This is a genomic window from Janthinobacterium sp. CG_23.3 (assembly GCF_046115965.1).
Lineage (GTDB): Bacteria > Pseudomonadota > Gammaproteobacteria > Burkholderiales > Burkholderiaceae_D > Janthinobacterium.
The window spans coordinates 20,371-38,491 of the sequence record NZ_JBJXIB010000049.1; the positions used below are offsets into that span (position 1 = coordinate 20,371).

Annotated in this window: 12 protein-coding genes and 1 pseudogene; 11 read left to right on the forward strand and 2 right to left on the reverse strand. The window is 67.1% G+C overall.

Annotated elements, in window-relative coordinates:
* Nucleotides 1–69 precede the first annotated feature (69 nt).
* The 3 genes from ACFDR9_RS13370 to ACFDR9_RS13380 all read left to right on the forward strand — a co-directional run bounded on the left by ACFDR9_RS13370 (nt 70) and on the right by ACFDR9_RS13380 (nt 4,882).
* Complete coding sequence (locus ACFDR9_RS13370; RefSeq protein WP_409031298.1) at nt 70–879, forward strand: Crp/Fnr family transcriptional regulator; 810 nt, start codon at nt 70–72, stop codon at nt 877–879.
* A gap of 149 nt (nt 880–1,028) precedes the next feature.
* Nucleotides 1,029–2,327, forward strand: a complete 1,299-nt coding sequence (locus tag ACFDR9_RS13375) for an NRAMP family divalent metal transporter (RefSeq protein WP_026133443.1) — start codon at nt 1,029–1,031, stop codon at nt 2,325–2,327.
* Nucleotides 2,327–4,882, forward strand: coding sequence for an excinuclease ABC subunit A (locus ACFDR9_RS13380; RefSeq protein ID WP_409031307.1), 2,556 nt, complete (start codon nt 2,327–2,329; stop codon nt 4,880–4,882). The genes ACFDR9_RS13375 and ACFDR9_RS13380 overlap by 1 nt, the downstream gene beginning before the upstream one ends.
* Before the next feature lie 46 nt (nt 4,883–4,928).
* Here the strand turns inward: ACFDR9_RS13380 and ACFDR9_RS13385 are convergent, their stop codons facing one another.
* Together ACFDR9_RS13385 and ACFDR9_RS13390 are read right to left on the reverse strand one after the other, a co-directional pair.
* Nucleotides 4,929–5,387: a hemerythrin domain-containing protein gene (locus ACFDR9_RS13385; RefSeq protein ID WP_409031299.1), complete on the reverse strand. Its 459-nt coding sequence runs from the start codon at nt 5,385–5,387 to the stop codon at nt 4,929–4,931.
* A 92-nt stretch (nt 5,388–5,479) separates the two neighbouring features.
* Nucleotides 5,480–5,944: an Lrp/AsnC family transcriptional regulator gene (locus tag ACFDR9_RS13390; RefSeq protein ID WP_409031300.1), complete on the reverse strand. Its 465-nt coding sequence runs from the start codon at nt 5,942–5,944 to the stop codon at nt 5,480–5,482.
* A 136-nt stretch (nt 5,945–6,080) separates the two neighbouring features.
* Here ACFDR9_RS13390 and ACFDR9_RS13395 point away from each other — a divergent pair, with 136 nt between their 5' ends.
* The 8 genes and pseudogenes from ACFDR9_RS13395 to ACFDR9_RS13430 form a co-directional block, all read left to right on the forward strand.
* A complete protein-coding gene (locus ACFDR9_RS13395; RefSeq protein WP_409031301.1) occupies nt 6,081–9,623 on the forward strand; it encodes an indolepyruvate ferredoxin oxidoreductase family protein in 3,543 nt (1,180 codons plus the stop codon).
* Between the two features lie 313 nt (nt 9,624–9,936).
* Complete coding sequence (nosZ, locus tag ACFDR9_RS13400) at nt 9,937–11,886, forward strand: TAT-dependent nitrous-oxide reductase (protein ID WP_409031302.1); 1,950 nt, start codon at nt 9,937–9,939, stop codon at nt 11,884–11,886.
* 116 nt (nt 11,887–12,002) lie between these two features.
* Nucleotides 12,003–14,204, forward strand: a complete 2,202-nt coding sequence (locus ACFDR9_RS13405; protein WP_409031308.1) for a 4Fe-4S binding protein — start codon at nt 12,003–12,005, stop codon at nt 14,202–14,204.
* 2 nt (nt 14,205–14,206) lie between these two features.
* The gene (locus tag ACFDR9_RS13410; RefSeq protein ID WP_409031303.1) at nt 14,207–15,475 is read left to right on the forward strand and encodes a nitrous oxide reductase family maturation protein NosD; all 1,269 of its coding nucleotides are present in this window, start codon (nt 14,207–14,209) and stop codon (nt 15,473–15,475) included.
* Complete coding sequence (locus tag ACFDR9_RS13415; protein ID WP_409031304.1) at nt 15,462–16,412, forward strand: ABC transporter ATP-binding protein; 951 nt, start codon at nt 15,462–15,464, stop codon at nt 16,410–16,412. Before ACFDR9_RS13410 ends, ACFDR9_RS13415 begins: the two co-directional genes overlap by 14 nt.
* Entirely contained in the window at nt 16,396–17,220 is an 825-nt protein-coding gene (locus ACFDR9_RS13420) for an ABC transporter permease (protein ID WP_409031305.1), read from the forward strand. Before ACFDR9_RS13415 ends, ACFDR9_RS13420 begins: the two co-directional genes overlap by 17 nt.
* A complete protein-coding gene (locus ACFDR9_RS13425) occupies nt 17,217–17,756 on the forward strand; it encodes a nitrous oxide reductase accessory protein NosL (protein ID WP_409031306.1) in 540 nt (179 codons plus the stop codon). Before ACFDR9_RS13420 ends, ACFDR9_RS13425 begins: the two co-directional genes overlap by 4 nt.
* 107 nt (nt 17,757–17,863) lie before the next feature.
* Nucleotides 17,864–18,121, forward strand: a pseudogene (locus ACFDR9_RS13430) (cytochrome c5 family protein); the annotation flags it as partial.

Genomic DNA, 18,121 nt, shown 5'->3' on the forward strand with positions numbered 1-18,121 from the left:
CAGCAGCGCAGGGCGCTAATGTGATCCACACGGCATATTCCGAAGGATCGATCTGACGACGAGGCCGCTATGCAAAACCTTCAGACCAACGCTGCCACCCAAGCAGCCAGTGCCAACAACCAGAGCGCCGCCCGCGGCGCCTTCGGCCCGGCGGTACTTTCCGCCGCCGTCAGCGTGACCGGCGCGCAGCAGAACGAACTGCTCAGGGCGCTCGACCGGGCCGACCTGGAACGCCTGTTTGCCCACCTTGAACTGGTCGTCCTGCCGGCCGGTAAAAAACTCTTCGACTGTGGCGACAAGATCGATTACAGCTATTTCCCGACCAACGCCATCGTCTCGCTGATGTATGTGATGGAAGACGGCGCCAGCACTGAAATCGCCGTCGTCGGGCGCGAGGGCGTGGTCGGCCTGGCGCTGTTCGAAGCCGAGCGCGCCACCTGCAGCGCGGTGGTGCAAATCGCCGGCTACGGCTACCGCTTGCACACTTCGTTCCTGCGCGAAGTGTTCTACGAGGGCGGCGCGCTGGCCCAATTGTTGATGCGCTATAACAGTGCGCTGTTTGCGCAACTGGCCCAGAACGTCGTCGGCGGACGCCATTGCACGATCGAGCAAAAGCTGTGCCGCTGGCTGCTCGACCGCCTGGACCGTTCGCTGTCTCCCGACATCAAAGTGACCCAGGACAGCATGGCCAATATGCTCGGCGTGCGCCGCGAAAGCATTACCGCCACCGCCTGCAAGCTGCAGGACGAGGGCTTGATCGAATACAGCCGCGGCAAGGTGACGGTGCTCGACCGCGAAGGCCTGGAGCTGTCCGCCGGGACCTGCTACCGCGCCGCCAAAGCCGGCTACGAGCAGATGCAGGCGCAGATGCACAACTAGGGCACCGGCTTAGGTTGCGGCGAGGCGGAGCGTGGCGGGTTAGCATGCGCGCGCATGCCGCGCGGTGACTACGGCGTGGGCAGCGAAACATGCCCTTACTACATAACGACGCCTCAACGAACGGGCAATCGAGGAAATGAAGGGACGCCATGCAGGCATCGGCAACGGGCAAGGTCGCGGAAAAACAGGCTTCGCAAACTTGGCTGGGGAGATTGGGCCCTGGCCTGATCGCCGGCGCCGCCGACGACGATCCGAGCGGCATCGCCACATATTCGCAGGCCGGCGCGCAATTCGGTTTCGGCTTGCTGTGGACGATCTTGTTCACCTATCCCTTAATGGTTGGCATACAAATCGTCAGCGCGAAAATCGGCTGCGTCAGCGGGCACGGCCTGGCCACCAACATCCGCCGCCACTACCCCGCTTGGCTGCTCCATGCGATCGTCGGGCTGCTGCTGGTCGCCAATACCATTAACATCGCGGCCGACGTCGCCGCGATGGGGCAGGCGCTGGCGCTGCTGGTTCCCGGTCCGGCCCATCTGTTCGCCCTCGGCTTCGGCCTGGTGTCCATACTGCTGCAGCTATGCGTGCCCTACGGCCGCTATGTGCGCATCCTGAAATGGCTGACCCTGGCGCTACTGGCCTATTTCGCCGCCGCGATGGCGCTGAATATACCCTGGGCCGACGTGGCGCGCAGTACGCTGCTGCCGCAACTGCAATGGGACCGCGCCTACGTCACCACGGTCGTGGCCTTGTTCGGCACCACCATCAGTCCCTATCTGTTTTTTTGGCAAGCCTCGCAGGAGGTGGAAGACCTGAACGCCGACCCGCGCGCCCGGGCGTTGAGAAAAGCGCCCGAACTGGCCCCTGCCAATTTCCAACGCATCAAGGTCGACACCTTTGCCGGCATGGCCTTCTCCAACCTGGTGGCTTTCTTCATCATGCTCACCAGCGCATTGGCCTTGCATGCCCACGGCCTCACCGACATCGGCTCGGCGGCCGACGCGGCCAACGCGCTGCGCCCGGTCGCCGGCGAATTCGCCTTCGTCCTGTTCAGCGTCGGCATCATCGGCACCGGCCTTCTGGCGGTGCCGGTGCTCGCCGGCTCGGCCGCCTACGCCGTCGCGGGCGCGTTCAAATGGAAAAACAGCCTGGCGTTGCGGCCATCCGTGGCGAAGGAGTTCTACGGCATCGTCGTGCTGTCGACCCTGATCGGCGTGGCGCTGTGTTTCACCAAGATCGATCCGTTCCAGGCCTTGTACTGGAGCGCGGTGATCAACGGCGTGATCTCGGTGCCGATCATGGCGGTGATGATGCTGATGGCCGCGCGCGCCGACGTCATGGGCCGGCTGACCATCTCGCGCCGTTTGGCCGTGCTGGGCTGGCTATGCACCGGCGTCATGGCCGCCGCTGTGGCGACGATGGCCTACGTGTCACTGGCGGGCGCTTGATGCGCGGCGCCGGGCGCAAAACGGTCGCGCTCGCGGCGCCCGCCGGCGCCGACGGCATGGTACGGGTGCGCGGCGCCCGCGAACACAATCTGCGCAACGTCGACGTCGACATTCCGCGCAACGCGCTGGTGGTGTTTACCGGCGTGTCCGGCTCGGGTAAATCGTCGCTGGCCTTCGGCACCCTGTACGCCGAAGCGCAGCGGCGGTATCTGGAATCGGTGTCGCCGTATGCGCGCCGGCTGTTCCAGCAGATGCCGGTGCCGGAGGTCGACGCCATTGACGGCCTGCCGCCTGCGCTCGCCTTGCAGCAACAGCGCGGCGGCGCCAGCGCGCGCTCCTCGGTCGGCAGCGTCAGCACGCTGTCGAACGCGCTGCGCATGCTGTATTCGCGCGCCGGCGACTACCCGGCAGGGCAGGCGCTGTTGTACGCCGAGTCGTTTTCGCCCAACACTGCCGAGGGCGCCTGTCCGCGCTGCCATGGCCTGGGCCAGGTATACGACGTGACCGAGCGCTCGCTGGTGCCGGACGACACCCTGACGATCCGCCAACGCGCCGTCGCCGCCTGGCCGACCGCGTGGCACGGGCAGAACCTGCGCGACATCCTCGTCACGCTCGGCCACGACGTCGACCGGCCGTGGCGCGAATTGCCCCGGCAGACGCGCGACTGGATTCTTTTCACCGACGAGCAACCGGTGGTGCCGGTGTACGCCGGGCTGGCGCCGGAGCAGGCCAGGCGCGCGCTGGCGCGGCGCGAGCCGGCCAGCTACCAGGGCACCTTCAGCGGCGCCAGGCGCTACGTGCTGCAGAGCTTTGCCACCAGCGCCAGCGCGGCGATGAAAAAGCGCGCCTTGCAGTACATGGTGAGTGGCGCTTGTCCGCTATGCGACGGCAAGCGGCTGCGCCCGGAAGCGCTGTCGGTGCGTTTCGCCGGCCAGGACATCGGCGCCATGGCGCGCCTGCCGTTGCGCCGCTTGCGCGAACTGATGCTGCCGTATGCGAACGGCGCCGTGCGCGGCGGCGCCAAGGCGGCGGCCTGGCATCCGGAAAAGGCGCTGGTCAGCCAACGCATCGCGCAAGACCTGGTGGCGCGGCTGGCCGTGCTGCTCGACTTGGGGCTGGGCTACCTGACGCTGGAGCGGGCCACGCCGACGCTGTCGCCGGGCGAATTGCAGCGGCTGCGCCTGGCCACCCAGGTGCGCTCGACGCTGTTCGGCGTCGCCTACGTGCTCGACGAGCCGTCGGCGGGGCTGCATCCGGCCGATATCGAAGCGTTGCTGACGGCGCTCGGGCGCCTGAAAGCGGCCGGCAATTCCCTGTTCGTCGTCGAGCACGCGCTCGACGTGATCCGCCAAGCCGACTGGATCGTCGATGTCGGTCCCGGCGCCGGCGAGGGCGGCGGACAGGTTCTCTACAGCGGCCCGCCGGCGGGCCTGCAAGCGGTCGCGCAGTCGCAGACGCGGCGTTATCTGGCGGCGCGCGCCAAGCCGGTACCGAGGGCGGCGCGGGCGCCGGCGGGCTGGCTGCGCCTGGCCGGGGTGGTGCGCAACAACCTGCGCGGCGTCGACGCCGCCTTTCCCCTGGGCACGCTGTGCGGCGTCACCGGCGTGTCCGGTTCCGGCAAGTCGAGCCTGGTGAGCCAGGCGCTGGCCGGCCTGGTGGCGGCGCGGCTGGGCCAGCCGGCGCCAGCCGCCGAGGTCGAGGCCGAAGCCGACGGCGCCGCGCCGTTGGCGCCGTCGGCGCCTCTGGAGGGGCACATCAGCGAGGGCATGGCGACGCTGCGCCGGCTGGTGCAGGTCGACCAAAAGCCGATCGGCCGCACGCCGCGCTCCAACCTGGCCACCTACACCGGCTTGTTCGACCACGTGCGCAAGCTGTTCGCCGCGACGCAAGCGGCGCGCGCGCGCCATTACGACGCCGGGCGTTTTTCATTCAACGTCGCCAAAGGGCGCTGCCAGGTCTGCGCCGGCGAGGGTTTCGTCATGGTCGAACTGCTGTTCCTGCCGAGCGTGTACGCGCCGTGCGCCGCCTGCCGCGGCGCGCGCTACAACGACGCCACGCTGGCGGTCCGTTACCGCGACCTGAACATCGCCGAGGTGCTGGCGCTGACGGTCGACGCCGCCCGGGATTTTTTCGCCGACGAGGCGCCGCTGCGCCACGCGCTGGAGGTGTTGCGCGAGGTCGGCCTGGGCTATCTGCGCCTGGGCCAGCCGGCCACCGAACTGTCCGGCGGCGAAGCGCAACGCATCAAGCTGGCCACCGAATTGCAGCGCGCCAGCCGCGGCGACACGCTGTACGTGCTCGACGAGCCGAGCAACGGCCTGCACCCGGCCGACGTCGACCGGTTGATGGCGCAATTGGGGCGGCTGGTCGAGGCCGGCAACACCGTGGTCGTGGTCGAGCACAATATGCGCGTGGTGGCGGAATGCGATTGGGTCATCGACATCGGCCCCGGCGCCGGCGAGGACGGCGGCCGCGTGGTCGCGGCGGGCACGCCGGCGCTGGTGGCGGCGTCGAAGCGCAGCCGCACGGCGGCGTATCTGGCGCGGCAGTTGTAACAGCCCGCGGCGCGCCGCCGGCGCGGCCAACCGCGCGCGGCGGCGCTTACGCGACGGCCGCCTCCAACTGCTGCTTGAACGCGGCCATTTCCTCGCCCAGCGCGCCCAGGTCCACCTTGCTGTCCCGCACTTTCGGAAACATCTCGCCTTCCTCCTCGCCGACGTGGTGCTCGATCTGCTCGGACAGCACCTTGACTTTGGCGTCGTACAGCGCGTCGCCCGGATCCATGTCCATGATCTGGGCGATCAGGTCTTTGGCGCTGGCGTGCTCGACCAACGCCTCGTCCATCAAGTCGCCGTCCTTGATCGGTTTGCGCACCGCCGGATAGAACACCTCTTCTTCCAGCTGGGCATGGATGGTCAATTCGCGGCAGATCTGGTCGGCGATCTTTTTTTTGCTCACTGTTGAGCGGTCGCTCAAGGCGTCGAATTGGGCGAACAAGGATGTCACTTTCTTGTGGTCGGCGACCAGCATGGCGATGGCGTCGTGCGGCGTGGTTTTCATGGCGGCTCCTGGTTGGGTGAGCCTGCATCTTGCCGGCGCCTTCGACGGCGGTATGTACGCTATCAAACAGATGAGTGCGCTTGGGGGCGCCGCTACAGCGGCAACGCCGTTTCGTACTTCACCTCGCGCATCGTCACGCTGGTGTTGACCTGGGCCACGCCGTGCAGTTTGAACAGCACGTCGTGCAGAAAGTTTTGGTACGCGTCCATGTCCGGCACCACCACCTTCACCATATAGTCGGAGCCGGTGGTTTCGTAGCATTCGACGACCTCGCTGCGGGCCTGCATCGCGCTCTCGAACGCCGCCACCACCTCGGCCGAGTGGCGGTTCAGCGACACGTTCGCCAGGCAGCACACCATCAGCCCGACCTTGCGCCGGTCGACGATGGCGGCGTAGCGTTTGATGTAGCCGTTGTCCTCCAATTCCTTTTGCCGGCGCCAGCACGGCGTGGCCGACAGGCCGACCTTTTCGGCCAGCTCGGCGGTCGAGATACGGCTGTTTTTCTGCAACTCCGCGAGTATTTTGACGGATGCCGCATCGAGGGGATGGTTTTTCATGTTTAGCCTGTAAACGAGTATGCTTATCCGAAATCTATCAGAAAGCCGGTGAGATAGGAATATTTATCCGCGTCCCCAGCACTATCATTTCTCTACTTAATAATGCCCACAGGGCGCTCTCGCAAAGGGTAGAAAAATGCAATCGAACGGAGACAAGTTGGACGTGGCGGTGGCGCTGGCGGACCCGGATTACCGCCTCAGCGACAACCTCAAGCGCGAAAGCGGGCGGGTGTTCCTGACCGGCACCCAGGCGCTGGTGCGGCTGCTGGTGATGCAAAAAAAGCTGGACGCGGCGAGCGGCCTGAACAGCGCCGGTTTCGTCAGCGGCTACCGCGGCTCGCCGCTGGGCGCGGTCGACCAGGAGATGTGGCGCGCCAAGAAGCTGTTGCAAGAGCACGGCGTCGAATTCCTGCCGGCCATCAATGAAGACCTGGGCGCGACCGCCGTGCTCGGCTCGCAGCAGGTTGAAAGCGACCCGACCCGCAAGGTCGACGGCGTCTTCGCCATGTGGTACGGCAAGGGGCCGGGCGTGGACCGCTCCGGCGACGCCCTCAAGCACGGCAACGCCTACGGCTCCTCGAAGCACGGCGGCGTGCTGGTGGTGCTGGGCGACGACCACGGTTGCGTGTCCTCGTCGATGCCGCACCAGAGCGAACAGGCGCTGATCGCCTGGAGCATGCCGGTCATCAACCCGTCGAACATCCAGGAATACCTCGAATTCGGCCTGTACGGCTGGGCGCTGTCGCGCTATTCCGGCAACTGGGTCGGCTTCAAGGCCATTTCCGAAACCGTCGAGGGCGGCGCCGTCGTCGACCTGCCGGGCATGCCGCAATACTGCCTGCCGGACGACTACGTGTTCCCGGCCGACGGCCTGGACTACCGCTGGCCCGACCTGCCGAGCCTGAAGATCGAGCAGCGCGTCGCCGAAAAACTCAAGGCCGTGCAGGCCTTCGCGCGCGCCAATTCAATCGACCGCCTGGTGGCGCCGGCGCCCGGCGCCACGCTGGGCATCGTCAGCGCCGGCAAGGCCTACCTCGACTTGCTGGAAGCCTTGCAGCGCATGGGCCTGGACGTCGAGCGCCTGAACCAGTTCGGCATCCGCCTGTACAAGCCGGGCCTGACCTGGCCGCTGGAGCCGAACCGCCTGGCCGCCTTCGCCGACGGCCTGCGCGAGATCCTGGTGGTCGAGGAAAAAGACCCGATCATCGAACAACAGTTGAAAAACCTGTTCTACAACCTGCCGCAGGAAAACCGCCCGCAGGTGCTGGGCAAGGCCGACACGCGCAACGCGCCGCTGCTGGCGGCGATCGGCGAATTGCGGCCCTCGCGCATCGCCCCGGCGCTGGTGCGCTGGCTGGCGCCGCACCTGCCCGAGCTGCATTTGCAGCGCTATCTGCCGGACTTTTGCGCCGCCGACCTGCGCGCCGACCCGTCCGGCGCGGTGCGCACGCCGTACTTCTGCTCCGGCTGCCCGCACAACACCTCGACCAAGGTGCCCGAGGGCAGCACCGCGCTGGCCGGCATCGGCTGCCACTTCATGGCCACCTGGATGGAGCGCGACACCAACAACCTGACGCAAATGGGCGGCGAGGGCGTGACCTGGGTCGCGGCCTCGCGCTTCGTCGGCAAGAAGCACGTGTTCCAGAACCTCGGCGACGGCACCTATTTCCACTCCGGCTTCCTGGCGGTGCGCCAGGCCATCGCCGCGCGCACCAACATTACCTACAAGATCCTCTACAACGACGCCGTCGCCATGACCGGCGGCCAGCCGGTCGACGGCACCCTGTCGGTGCCGCAAATCGTCCAGCAGGTGCTGACCGAGGGCGCGTTGAAGGTGGTGGTGGTCACCGACGACACTGGCAACTACGACGGCGTCACGCTGCCGGCCGGCGTCACCCTGCACGAGCGCGCCGAACTCGACCTGGTGCAGCGCCAGTTGCGCGACATCGAGGGCGTCACCGTGCTGGTGTACGACCAGACCTGCGCCGCTGAGAAGCGGCGCCGGCGCAAGAAAAACACCGCCACCCACACCGAGTTCCCGGACCCGGCGCGGCGCATGGTGATCAACCCCGAAGTGTGCGAAGGCTGCGGCGACTGCGGCGTGCAGTCGAACTGCCTGTCGATCCTGCCGCTGGAAACCGAACTGGGCCGTAAGCGGCAGATCGAACAAGCCTCGTGCAACAAGGACTATTCCTGCGTCGAGGGCTTTTGCCCGAGCTTCGTCTCGGTACTGGGCGGACAGATGAAAAAACCGGCCGCCGCCAAGCTCGAGCTGGCCGAGCTGGAGCGCGCGGTCGCGGCCTACGCCGCGCCGCCGCCGGCCGCCTTCCACAAGCCGTTTGAAATCCTGGTGGCCGGCGTCGGCGGCACCGGCGTCGTCACCATCGGCGCGCTGGTGACGATGGCCGCGCACCTGGAGGGCAAGGGCGCCTCGACGCTGGACTTCATGGGCTTCGCGCAAAAGGGCGGCGCGGTGATGTCGCATGTGCGCATCGCCGCCTCGCCGGCGGCGCTGAACCAGGTGCGCATCGACCTGCAACAGGCCGACGCCATCCTGGCCTGCGACCTGGTGGTCGCGTCGATGCCGGACGCGCTGGCGGTAATGCGCCACGGGCATACCCGAGTCGTCGCCAACGAGCGCGAAATCCCCACCGCCGCCTTCACCCGCAACCCGGACGCCAGCAACGACATGGCCGGCTTGTTCGCCCAGCTGCGGCGGGCCGTCGGCGCCGCCCAGGTCGACGCGCTCGACGCCCAGGACACCGCCACGCGCCTGCTGGGCGAGCCGATCGCCGCCAACATGCTGATGCTGGGCTACGCCTGGCAGCGCGGGCTGGTGCCGGTCGGCCTGCCGGCGCTGCTGCGGGCGATCGAGTTGAACAACGTCGCCGTCGAGATGAACAAGAAGGCTTTCACGCTGGGCCGCCTGGCCGCCGCCGACGCCGGCGGCGCCGCGCTGGAACGGCTGACGCCGGGCCGCGCCAAGGTGATCCAATTCACCGCGCCGGCCTCGCTGGAACAGACCGTGGCCTCGCGCGCCGCGCGCCTGGAGCAATACCAGGACCGCCGCTACGCGCAGCGCTACCTGGACGCGGTGGCGCGCGTCGAACAGAAGGAGCGCGCGCTCGACGGCGAAGAGTCGAAGACGCCGCTGGCGAAGGCGGCGGCGCGCTACCTGTTCAAGGTGATGGCCTACAAGGACGAGTTCGAGGTGGCGCGCCTGCACGCGGCGCCGGCCTTCCGCGAGCAGCTCGACGCCGCGTTCGGCGGCGACTTCAAGCTGGAGTTCCACCTGGCGCCGCCGCTGCTGGTGCGCAAAAAGCCGGGTTCGGAGGTGCCGCGCAAGATCCGCGTCGGCGCCTGGGTGCTGCCGCTGTTGCGCGCGCTGGCGCCGCTGAAGGTGTTGCGCGGCACGCCGCTCGACGTCTTCGGTTACAGCGCCGAGCGGCGCCGCGAGCGCGCGCTGCGCGACGGCTACTTCGCCCTGGTCGACGAAATCTGCGCCACGCTGTGCGGCGACAACCGCGCCGTCCTGCTGAAACTGGCGCAACTGCCGGAGCAGGTGCGCGGCTACGGCCACGTCAAGCTGGCGCACCTGGCCAAGGTCGACGCCGAGGCGCTGCGCCTGCGCGCCGAACTGGCGACATTGGCGGCGGCGCCGTCGCGCCAGGCCGCCTGAACCATGGCCGCGCCCGCCATCTTGGCGGGCGCGGCGGCGCCCAAAACCCACCAAGGGAAAAGAGCCGGTGTCGGACCCCGAGGGGCCGACTCCGGGGTCGGGTTGCGCCCTTGGTTTTAATTGTTTTACCGCCGCCCGTTAGTTCTTCCAGTCTACCCCCCCGCGCCGCCGCCGCTAGTTCTTCCGGCCGCCACCCTAGCCATTTTGATTCTCCCAAACGGTCCCCTCTGGCCAATGGTGCGTGCTTGCTCCCAGGCATAAGCTTTGTCTGCTGTGAACGCCCCCATTTTTGATGCCGATTGGAGAACTACCGATGGATGCCGTGCCCAAAAAACCGAACGCCGACGACGCTGTGCCGCAGCAACCGAACCGCCGCAATTTCCTCGGCAAGAGCGCCTTGCTGGGCCTGACCGGCGCCGGGCTGACGCTGGGCCTGGCCGGCTGCAAGGACGAGGACGCGCCCGCCAAGGCCGCCGGCGGGCCCGCCGCGGCGGCCGCTTCGCCGCAGGCGCTCGGCCACGAGGTCGCGCCGGGCCAGCTCGACGACTATTACCATTTCTCCAGCGGCGGCCACTCCGGCGAGGCGCGCATCCTCGGCGTGCCCTCCGGGCGCACGCTGCGCCGCATCCCGGTGTTCAACATCGACCCGATGGTCGGCTGGGGCATCACCAACGAGTCGAAGGCGATCATGGGCACCAAGGCCGATGGCAGCCTGAAGTACACCACCGGCGACACCCACCATGTCCACGGCAGTTACAAGGACGGCAGCTACGACGGCCGCTGGCTGTTCATCAACGACAAGATCCATTCGCGCATCGCGCGCATCCGCATGGACACGATGGAGTGCGACAAGATCACCGAGTTGCCGAACGTGATGGGCTTCCACGGCATCTTCCCCGACAAGTGCGATCCGCTCGACGCCAAGATCAATTACACCACGCGCGTGTTCTGCGGTTCCGAGTTCCACATCCCGCTGCCAAACGACGGCCGCGACCTGGACGACCCGAGCAAGTGGGGCTGTCTGTTTAGCTGCGTCGACGCCGCCACGATGGAGGTGCGCTGGCAGGTGCGGGTGGACGGCAATATGGATCTGGTCGCCACCTCGTACGACGGCAAACTGGCCGCGTCGAACCAGTACAACGTCGAGGGCGCGGCCGACCTGGCCGGCATGATGGCCGCCGAGCGCGACGCCTGCGTGTTCTTCGACGTCGCCCGGGTCGAGCAAATGGTCAAGGACGGCAAGTTCAGCACCATCGGCACCTCGAAGGTGCCGGTGGTCGACGGCCGCAAGGCCGCCAACGCCGATCCGAAAACCGCGGTCACCTGCTATGTGCCGGTCGGCAAGAATCCGCACGGCGTCAACGCCTCGCCGGACGGCAAGTATTTCGTCTGCGCCGGCAAGCTGTCGCCGACCGCCACCGTGATCGAGCTGGCGCTGGTGCAGAAATGGTTCGCCGGCGAACTCAAGGACGAGCGCGCCGCCGTCGTGGCCGAGCCGGAAATCGGCCTCGGTCCGCTGCACACCGGTTTCGACGGCAAGGGCAACGCCTATACCTCGCTGTTCCTCGACAGCCAGGTCGTCAAGTGGAACGTTGCCGCCGCCATCGCCCACTTCAAGGGCGACAAGAAGGCCAAGGTCGTGGTCGACCGGATGGACGTGCATTACCAGCCCGGCCACGGGTATTCGTCGATGGGCGAAACCAAGGAGGCGGACGGCAAGTACTTCAACTCGGGCAACAAGTTCTCCAAGGACCGCTTCCTGCCGGTCGGCCCGCTGCACGCCGAGACCGAGCAGCTGATCAACATCAGCGGCGAGAAGATGGTGATGATCGCCGACCACACCGCGTATCCGGAGCCGCACGACGGCATCATCGTGCGCCGCGACGTCGTCAAGACGCGCCAGATCTACAACATGGACGACTTCCCGAACGCGGTCAAGACGCCGGCCGATTCGCGCATCGAACGCAAGGGCAACAAGGTGTTCGTCTACATGATGTCGCAGGCGCCGTCGTTCAGCATGCCGGTGATCAAGGTGAAGAAGGGCGACGAGGTGACCATCACCCTGACCAACCACGACAAGGTGGAAGACTTGACGCACGGCTGCGCGATTCCGACCTTCAACGTCAACTTCATCGTCAACCCGCAGGAAACCAAGTCGGTCACGTTCAAGGCCGACCACGCCGGCGCCTTCTGGGTGTATTGCACCCACTTCTGCCACGCGCTGCATTTGGAAATGCGCAGCCGCCTGCTGGTCGAGGGCTGATGGTGTATCGCCGCGGGGGTCTGACCCGGGCTTGTTGCCGGTGGTTTTTTTTTGACGTTCGCGGCGCCTTCACGGTGTTCCTCCATATGACTTCTATCGCCGACCTATCGCGCCGCCTGCCGCAGCTGTTTCGCGCGGCGCCGCTGCTGCTGCTGGCCTTCGCGCTGTTCGCGCCGCTCGTCGGCGCCACCGTGTACGACGCCGAGCTGTCCGCGCAATTGCTGCGCGGCGAGGACCTGTGCGCCGCCGCGCCCTGCCGCGACGTGATGCCGGCCGCCCGGCAGTTCTCCAAGCGCAAGGGGACGCCGACCTATGTCGACGCCTTCGCCGTCGAAAACGGCAAGCCGCGCCTGGTCGGCTATGTGTTCCTGTCGACCGACGTGGTCGACATTCCCGCCTATTCCGGCAAGCCGGTGGTGACCTTGATCGGTATGGACACCGGCGGCGTCATCACCGGCGTGCGCGTGCTCAAGCATTCCGAACCGATCCTGCTGGCCGGCATCCCCGAGTCGGCGCTGCTGAAGTTCATCGCCCAGTATGTCGGCAAGCGCGCCGACGCCAAGCTGGTGATCGGCCGCGGCCACGACCAGCAGGGCGCCGTCGGCCTGGACGCCATCAGCGGCGCCACCGTCACCGTGATCGCCGAAAACCAGGTTATTTCGCGCAGCGCCTACGAGATCGGCCGCCAGGTCGGTATCATTAAGAGCACGCTGCGGCCGCCGGCCCGCTTTACCGCCGTCAAGGGCGCGTTGGACTGGGCCGCGATGCGCAAGGAGGGCAGCGTGCAGCGCCTGCTCATTTCGGCCGACGAGGCCGGCGCGGCCGACCGTTCGCGCCCGTATATGGATGCGTATTTCGGCTACCTGAACGCGCCGGCGCTGGGCGCCAGCCTGCTCGGCGAGCACGGCTACGCGCGCCTGATGGCCGATTTGAAGCCGGACCAGCACGCGATCTTCATCGTCGCCAACGGCCAGGAGTCGTTCAAGGGTTCGGGCTTCGTGCGCGGCGGCATCTACGACCGCGTGCAGGTGCGCCAGGACCTGCTGACGTTCACCTTCCGCGACACCGACTACCTGAATCTGTACCATCTGCAGCCGGCCGACGTGCCGGGTTTCAAGGAGTCGGCGATTTTCATCGTCCGCTCGGCCAACTTCAATCCGGCCTGGCCGTGGCAGTTGACGGTGCTGGCCAACAAGGCCGACCAGCAAAGCGGCGGCAAGACCTTCGTCCATTTCGACCGGGAATTCTGGCTGCCGGCGCGCTATCTGGAGGGTGGCCGGCCGCACGTGGAGCGGCCGCGGGCGGCGTGGAAGGCGATCTGGAGCGCGCGCAAGGTCGAGATCGGGTTGTTCGCGCTGCTGCTGGCATTCACCGCCGTGTGGTATGCCCGCCGCGACGCCCTGGTGCGCCGTTCCAAGCGTAAAAGCAAACCATGGATCAGCTTGCCGCGGCACCTGCTGTGGCTCGCCAGCGTCGGCTTCCTCGGCTTTTACCTGAAGGCGCAGCCCAGCATCACCCAGGTGATGACGTGGTTCCATTCGCTGATCAACCAGTGGAAATGGGAGCTGTTCCTGTCGGACCCGTTCATCTTCGTTTTCTGGTGGTTCATCATCATCACCGTGCTGGTGTGGGGCCGCGGGGTGTTCTGCGGCTGGTTGTGCCCGTTCGGTTCGCTGCAGCAGCTGGCGCTGAGCGCCGGCAAGTGGCTGGGCCTGAAGCGCTTCCAGAAGCTGCTGCCCAAGCCGCTGCACGACAAGCTGCGCTGGCTCAAGTACGGTATCTTCCTGGGCCTGCTCGGGGTGTCGTTCTTTTCGATGGAAACGGCCGAGAAGCTGGCCGAGATCGAGCCGTTCAAGACCACCTTCCTGGTCGGCGTGTGGAACCGCACCTGGCCGTTCTGGCTGTTCATCGGCGCCATCCTGGGCTGGTCCCTCTTCAGCGAGCGGCCGTACTGCAAGTACCTTTGCCCGCTCGGCGCCGGCTTGGCGATTCCGGGCAAGTTCCGCCTGTTCGGCCTCAAGCGCAAGGCCGAGTGCCAGAGCTGCCACGCCTGCGCCGCCGGCTGCGGTTCGCACGCCATCGACGGCGCCGGCAAGATCGACCAGATGGAGTGCATGGCCTGCCTCGATTGCATGGTGATGTATTACGACGACCACGCCTGCCCGCCGCTGGTGAAGGAGCGCAAGGTGCGCGAAAAGGCCGGCCAGCCGCTGACGGCCATCAACGCCGGCGGCTATTTCATCCCGCTCGAACGGGTCCGTGGCGCGCTGTCGGACAAGGTCGCCGCGCTGGCCGCCAAGCCGGCGCCGGAGGAGTAATCGTGCCCTCGACCGTGCGCCTTTGCCGCGTTCTCGCCGCCGTGCTGGCCTTGTGGCTTGGGGCCGGCGCCGGCGCCGCCGTCCTGCTGGTCAAGCCCGGCGGGTCGATTGCCGCGGCCATCGCGGCGGCGCGGCCGGGCGACACGGTGCGGGTGGCGCGCGGCGTCTACGCCGGGCATTTGTTGATCGACAAGGCGCTGACGCTGGAGGGGCTGGAGCGGCCCACCATCAGCGGGCGGGGCAGCGGCGACGTGATCCGCGTGCGCGCGGCCGACGTCAGCATCCGCGGCTTCGTCATCCGCGACAGCGGCAGCGACCTGGGCGCGCAGAACGCCGGCGTGTATGTCGAGCCGGGTTCGGACCGCGCGCTGGTGCGCGACTGCGCGCTGGTCTACAACCTGTTCGGCGTGTGGCTGGAAAACCTGAAGGACGCCCGGGTGGTCGGCAACACCATCACCGGCAAGCGCGACCTGTTGTCGGCGGCGCGCGGCAACGGCATCCAGGTGTTCAACACCAGCGGCGCGCAAATCCTCGACAACAACATCAGTTTCGCGCGCGACGGCATTTATGTCGACCTGTCGAAGCACGCTCTGTTCCGCGGCAACAAGATCCACCATCTGCGCTACGGCACCCACTATATGAACACCGACCATAGCGTGTGGGAATACAACGAGTCGTATCTGAACCGCGGCGGGCTGGCGCTGATGGAGGTGCGCAACCTGACGGTCCGCCACAACGTCGCCTGGGGCAATAGCGACCACGGCATCATGCTGCGCACCATCCAGGATTCGCTGATCGAGCACAACGTGGTGTCGGGCAACGGCCGCGGCTTTTTCATCTACGACGCCGAGTACAACGTGGTGCGGCGCAACCTGGTCATCGACAACCGCGTCGGCGTGCACCTGACGGCCGGCTCCGCCAACAACCAGGTCGACGGCAACGACTTCATCGGCAACCGCGAGCAGATCAAGTACGTCGCCGCGCGCGACGTCGAATGGGGCCGCGAGCAGGGCAATTACTGGGGCAATTACAGCGGCTGGGACCAGGACGGCGACGGCCGCGGCGACGTCGCCTACGAGGCCAACGACGTGGTCGACCGGCTGCATTGGCAATATCCGCTGGTGAAGCTGCTGCTGAGCAGCCCGTCGGTGCAGAGCCTGCGCTTCGTGGCGCGCCAGTTTCCGCTGCTGCGCGCGCCCAGCATCGTCGACAAGCACCCGCGCATGCAACCTTTATATACGGATTGGAAACGCTGGAATGAGAAACGCTGAAAATACGAACAAGCCCGCCGCGGTCGAGGTGGCCGGCGTGAGCAAGTGGTATGGCGAAGTGCATGCCCTCGACGACGTCAGCCTGGCGGTGGCGCCGGGCGAGATGTTCGGTCTGATCGGCCCGAACGGCGCCGGCAAGAGCACGCTGTTCAAGCTGATGCTGGGGCTGGCCGAGCCAAGCGCCGGCGCGGTGCGGGTGCACGGCGTGCCGACAGGCGGCGCCGACGCCAGGGCGGTGCGGCGGCGCATCGGCTATCTGCCGGAAAGCTTCGTCACCTACGACAACTTGAGCGGGCTGGAGGTATTGCAGCTGTTCGCCGACCTCAAACGGGTGCCGCGCTCGACTTGCGCGGCGCTGCTGGCGCGCGTCGGCCTGGACCAGGCGGGCGGGCGCCGCGTGCGCGGCTATTCGAAGGGCATGCGCCAGCGCCTCGGCTTCGCCCAGGCGCTGCTGGGCCAGCCCGACCTGATCTTCCTCGACGAGCCGACCAACGGCCTGGACCCGCAGGGCATCCACGATTTCTACCAGATCCTGCGCCAGGTGCAAGGCGAGGGGGCCACCATTATCATCACCTCGCATATTTTGGCCGAGATCCAGGAACGGGTCGACCGCCTGCTGATGTTGCGGAACGGCCGCGTCGCGGCGCAGGGTACGCTGGCGCAATTGCGCGCGCGGCAGGTGCTGCCCTCGCATATCGAGTTGACGCTGGCGCCCGGCCACGAGGCCGCGCTGCGCGCCGCGCTGGCGCCGCTGGACGGGCTGCGGATCAGCGTGGCCGGAAGCGCCGCGCGGGTGGCCTGCCTGCCGGCGCAAAAGGTCGAGGTGCTGCGGCGCCTGCTGGCGCCGGACTGCGGCGCGCGCGACGTCGTCGTCCACGAGCCGTCGCTGGAAGACTTGTTTCTCGGTTACGGGGGGCGCCATGTTCAGCCGCATTGACTGGTCGCAGGTCGGCGTCATCGCCGCAAAGGAGTGGCGCGAGCGCATCCGCAACTGGTGGGTGCTGGCGGTGGCGCTGATCTTCGCGCTGTTCGCGCTGGCGATCGCCTGGTTCGGCGGCGCCCAGCAGGGCGCGGTCGGCTTCCAGGGCATCGAGGTGACGGTCGCCAGCCTGGTCAGCCTGGTTATTTATCTGGTGCCGCTGATCGCCGTGATCCTCGGCTACGACGCCGTGGTCGGCGAGCGCGAGCGCGGTTCGCTGGAATTGCTGCTGTCGATGCCGATCACCCGCTTTGAGATTTTGCTGGGCAAATACCTGGGCTTGTCGGCCGCGCTGGCCGGCGCCACGGCGGCCGGCTTCGGCGCCGGTCTGCTGCCGCTGGCCAAGCACATCGCCAGCCGCGAGTTGTACCACTACGCCGGCTTCGTCGGCTCGGCCATTCTGATGGGGATGGCCTTCCTGAGCCTGTCGCTGTGGGTCTCGGTGATCGCCCGCGACCGCATGCGCGCCAGCGGCATGGCGATCGCGCTGTGGTTCTTTTTCGTTCTGATTTTCGATTTGCTGCTGATGGGCTTGCTTGTGCTGAGCAAGGGCAATCTCGGCAGCGCCGTGTTCGCCGGCCTGCTGATGCTGAACCCGGCCGACGTGTTCCGCCTGCTGAACATGTTCAGCTCGCGGCAGGTGCAAACCATGTACGGCCTGGCCACGGTAATGCCGGACGGCCTGACCGATCCCGCGGTCCTGACCGGCATCATGCTGGCCTGGGTCGCCGGCCCCTTTTTCATCGCTCACTGGAGATTCAAGTGATATCGCCCCGCAACCCAATTGGCCGCTTCAAGCGCGGCACCCGCGCCGCGCTGGCCTCGCTGGCGCTGCTGGCCGCCTGCGGCCAGGCCGTGCCGAAGGCGCTGGCCGAGGAACCGGGCGCCGCCACCGCCTGCGTGCTCGACGGCATGCTGCTGAAGGACTTCGCCGGCCCCAAGGCGCAGATCCATTACGCCGAGGGCAAACCGGATTTCTTTTGCGACTTGATGGAGCTGTTCACGGCGCTGGGCGCGCCCGAGCGGCTGCGCAGCGCCACCGGGGTGTTCGTGCAGGACATGGGCAAGACCGACTGGGAGCGTCCGAGCGGTCATTGGATCGACGCCAAGAGCGCCATTTACGTCGCCGGCAGCGCCAAAACGGGCTCGATGGGGCCAACCTTCGGCGCGTTTTCCAGCGAACACGAGGCCCAGGCGTTCGTGCGGAAGGAGGGGGGCAAGATCCTGCGTTTCGAGCAGATTAGCACCGATATGGCCAGCCTGGACGGCGGCGTCGGGCATGACACGACGATGTCGCGCTGACGGCGCCGGCGCGTACTTCACACCAAGGGCGTGACCCTGGGGTCGGATCCCGAGGGTCTGCCCCCGGCCGCTTCAACGATAATTTTTACATTAAAGGCAATAACATCATGAACACCTATACCTTCTCCGCACTTCTTATCGCGGCGGCGCTGGCCGGCTGCGGCGACAAGGCTCCGGCCACCGCCAGCGCTTCGGCCAGCGCGCCGGCGCGCCCCCACGAAGCGGCGCCGGCCGCCGCACCGGCGGGGGGACAAAGGCCGGACACCACCGACAACACCCCGGCAAAAAGAGAGAAAAATTTCGTCACACACTACCCCTCTTTTCCCCACAGCGAAGTGCTCGGGTTGGCCCCCCCCTCCGGCATG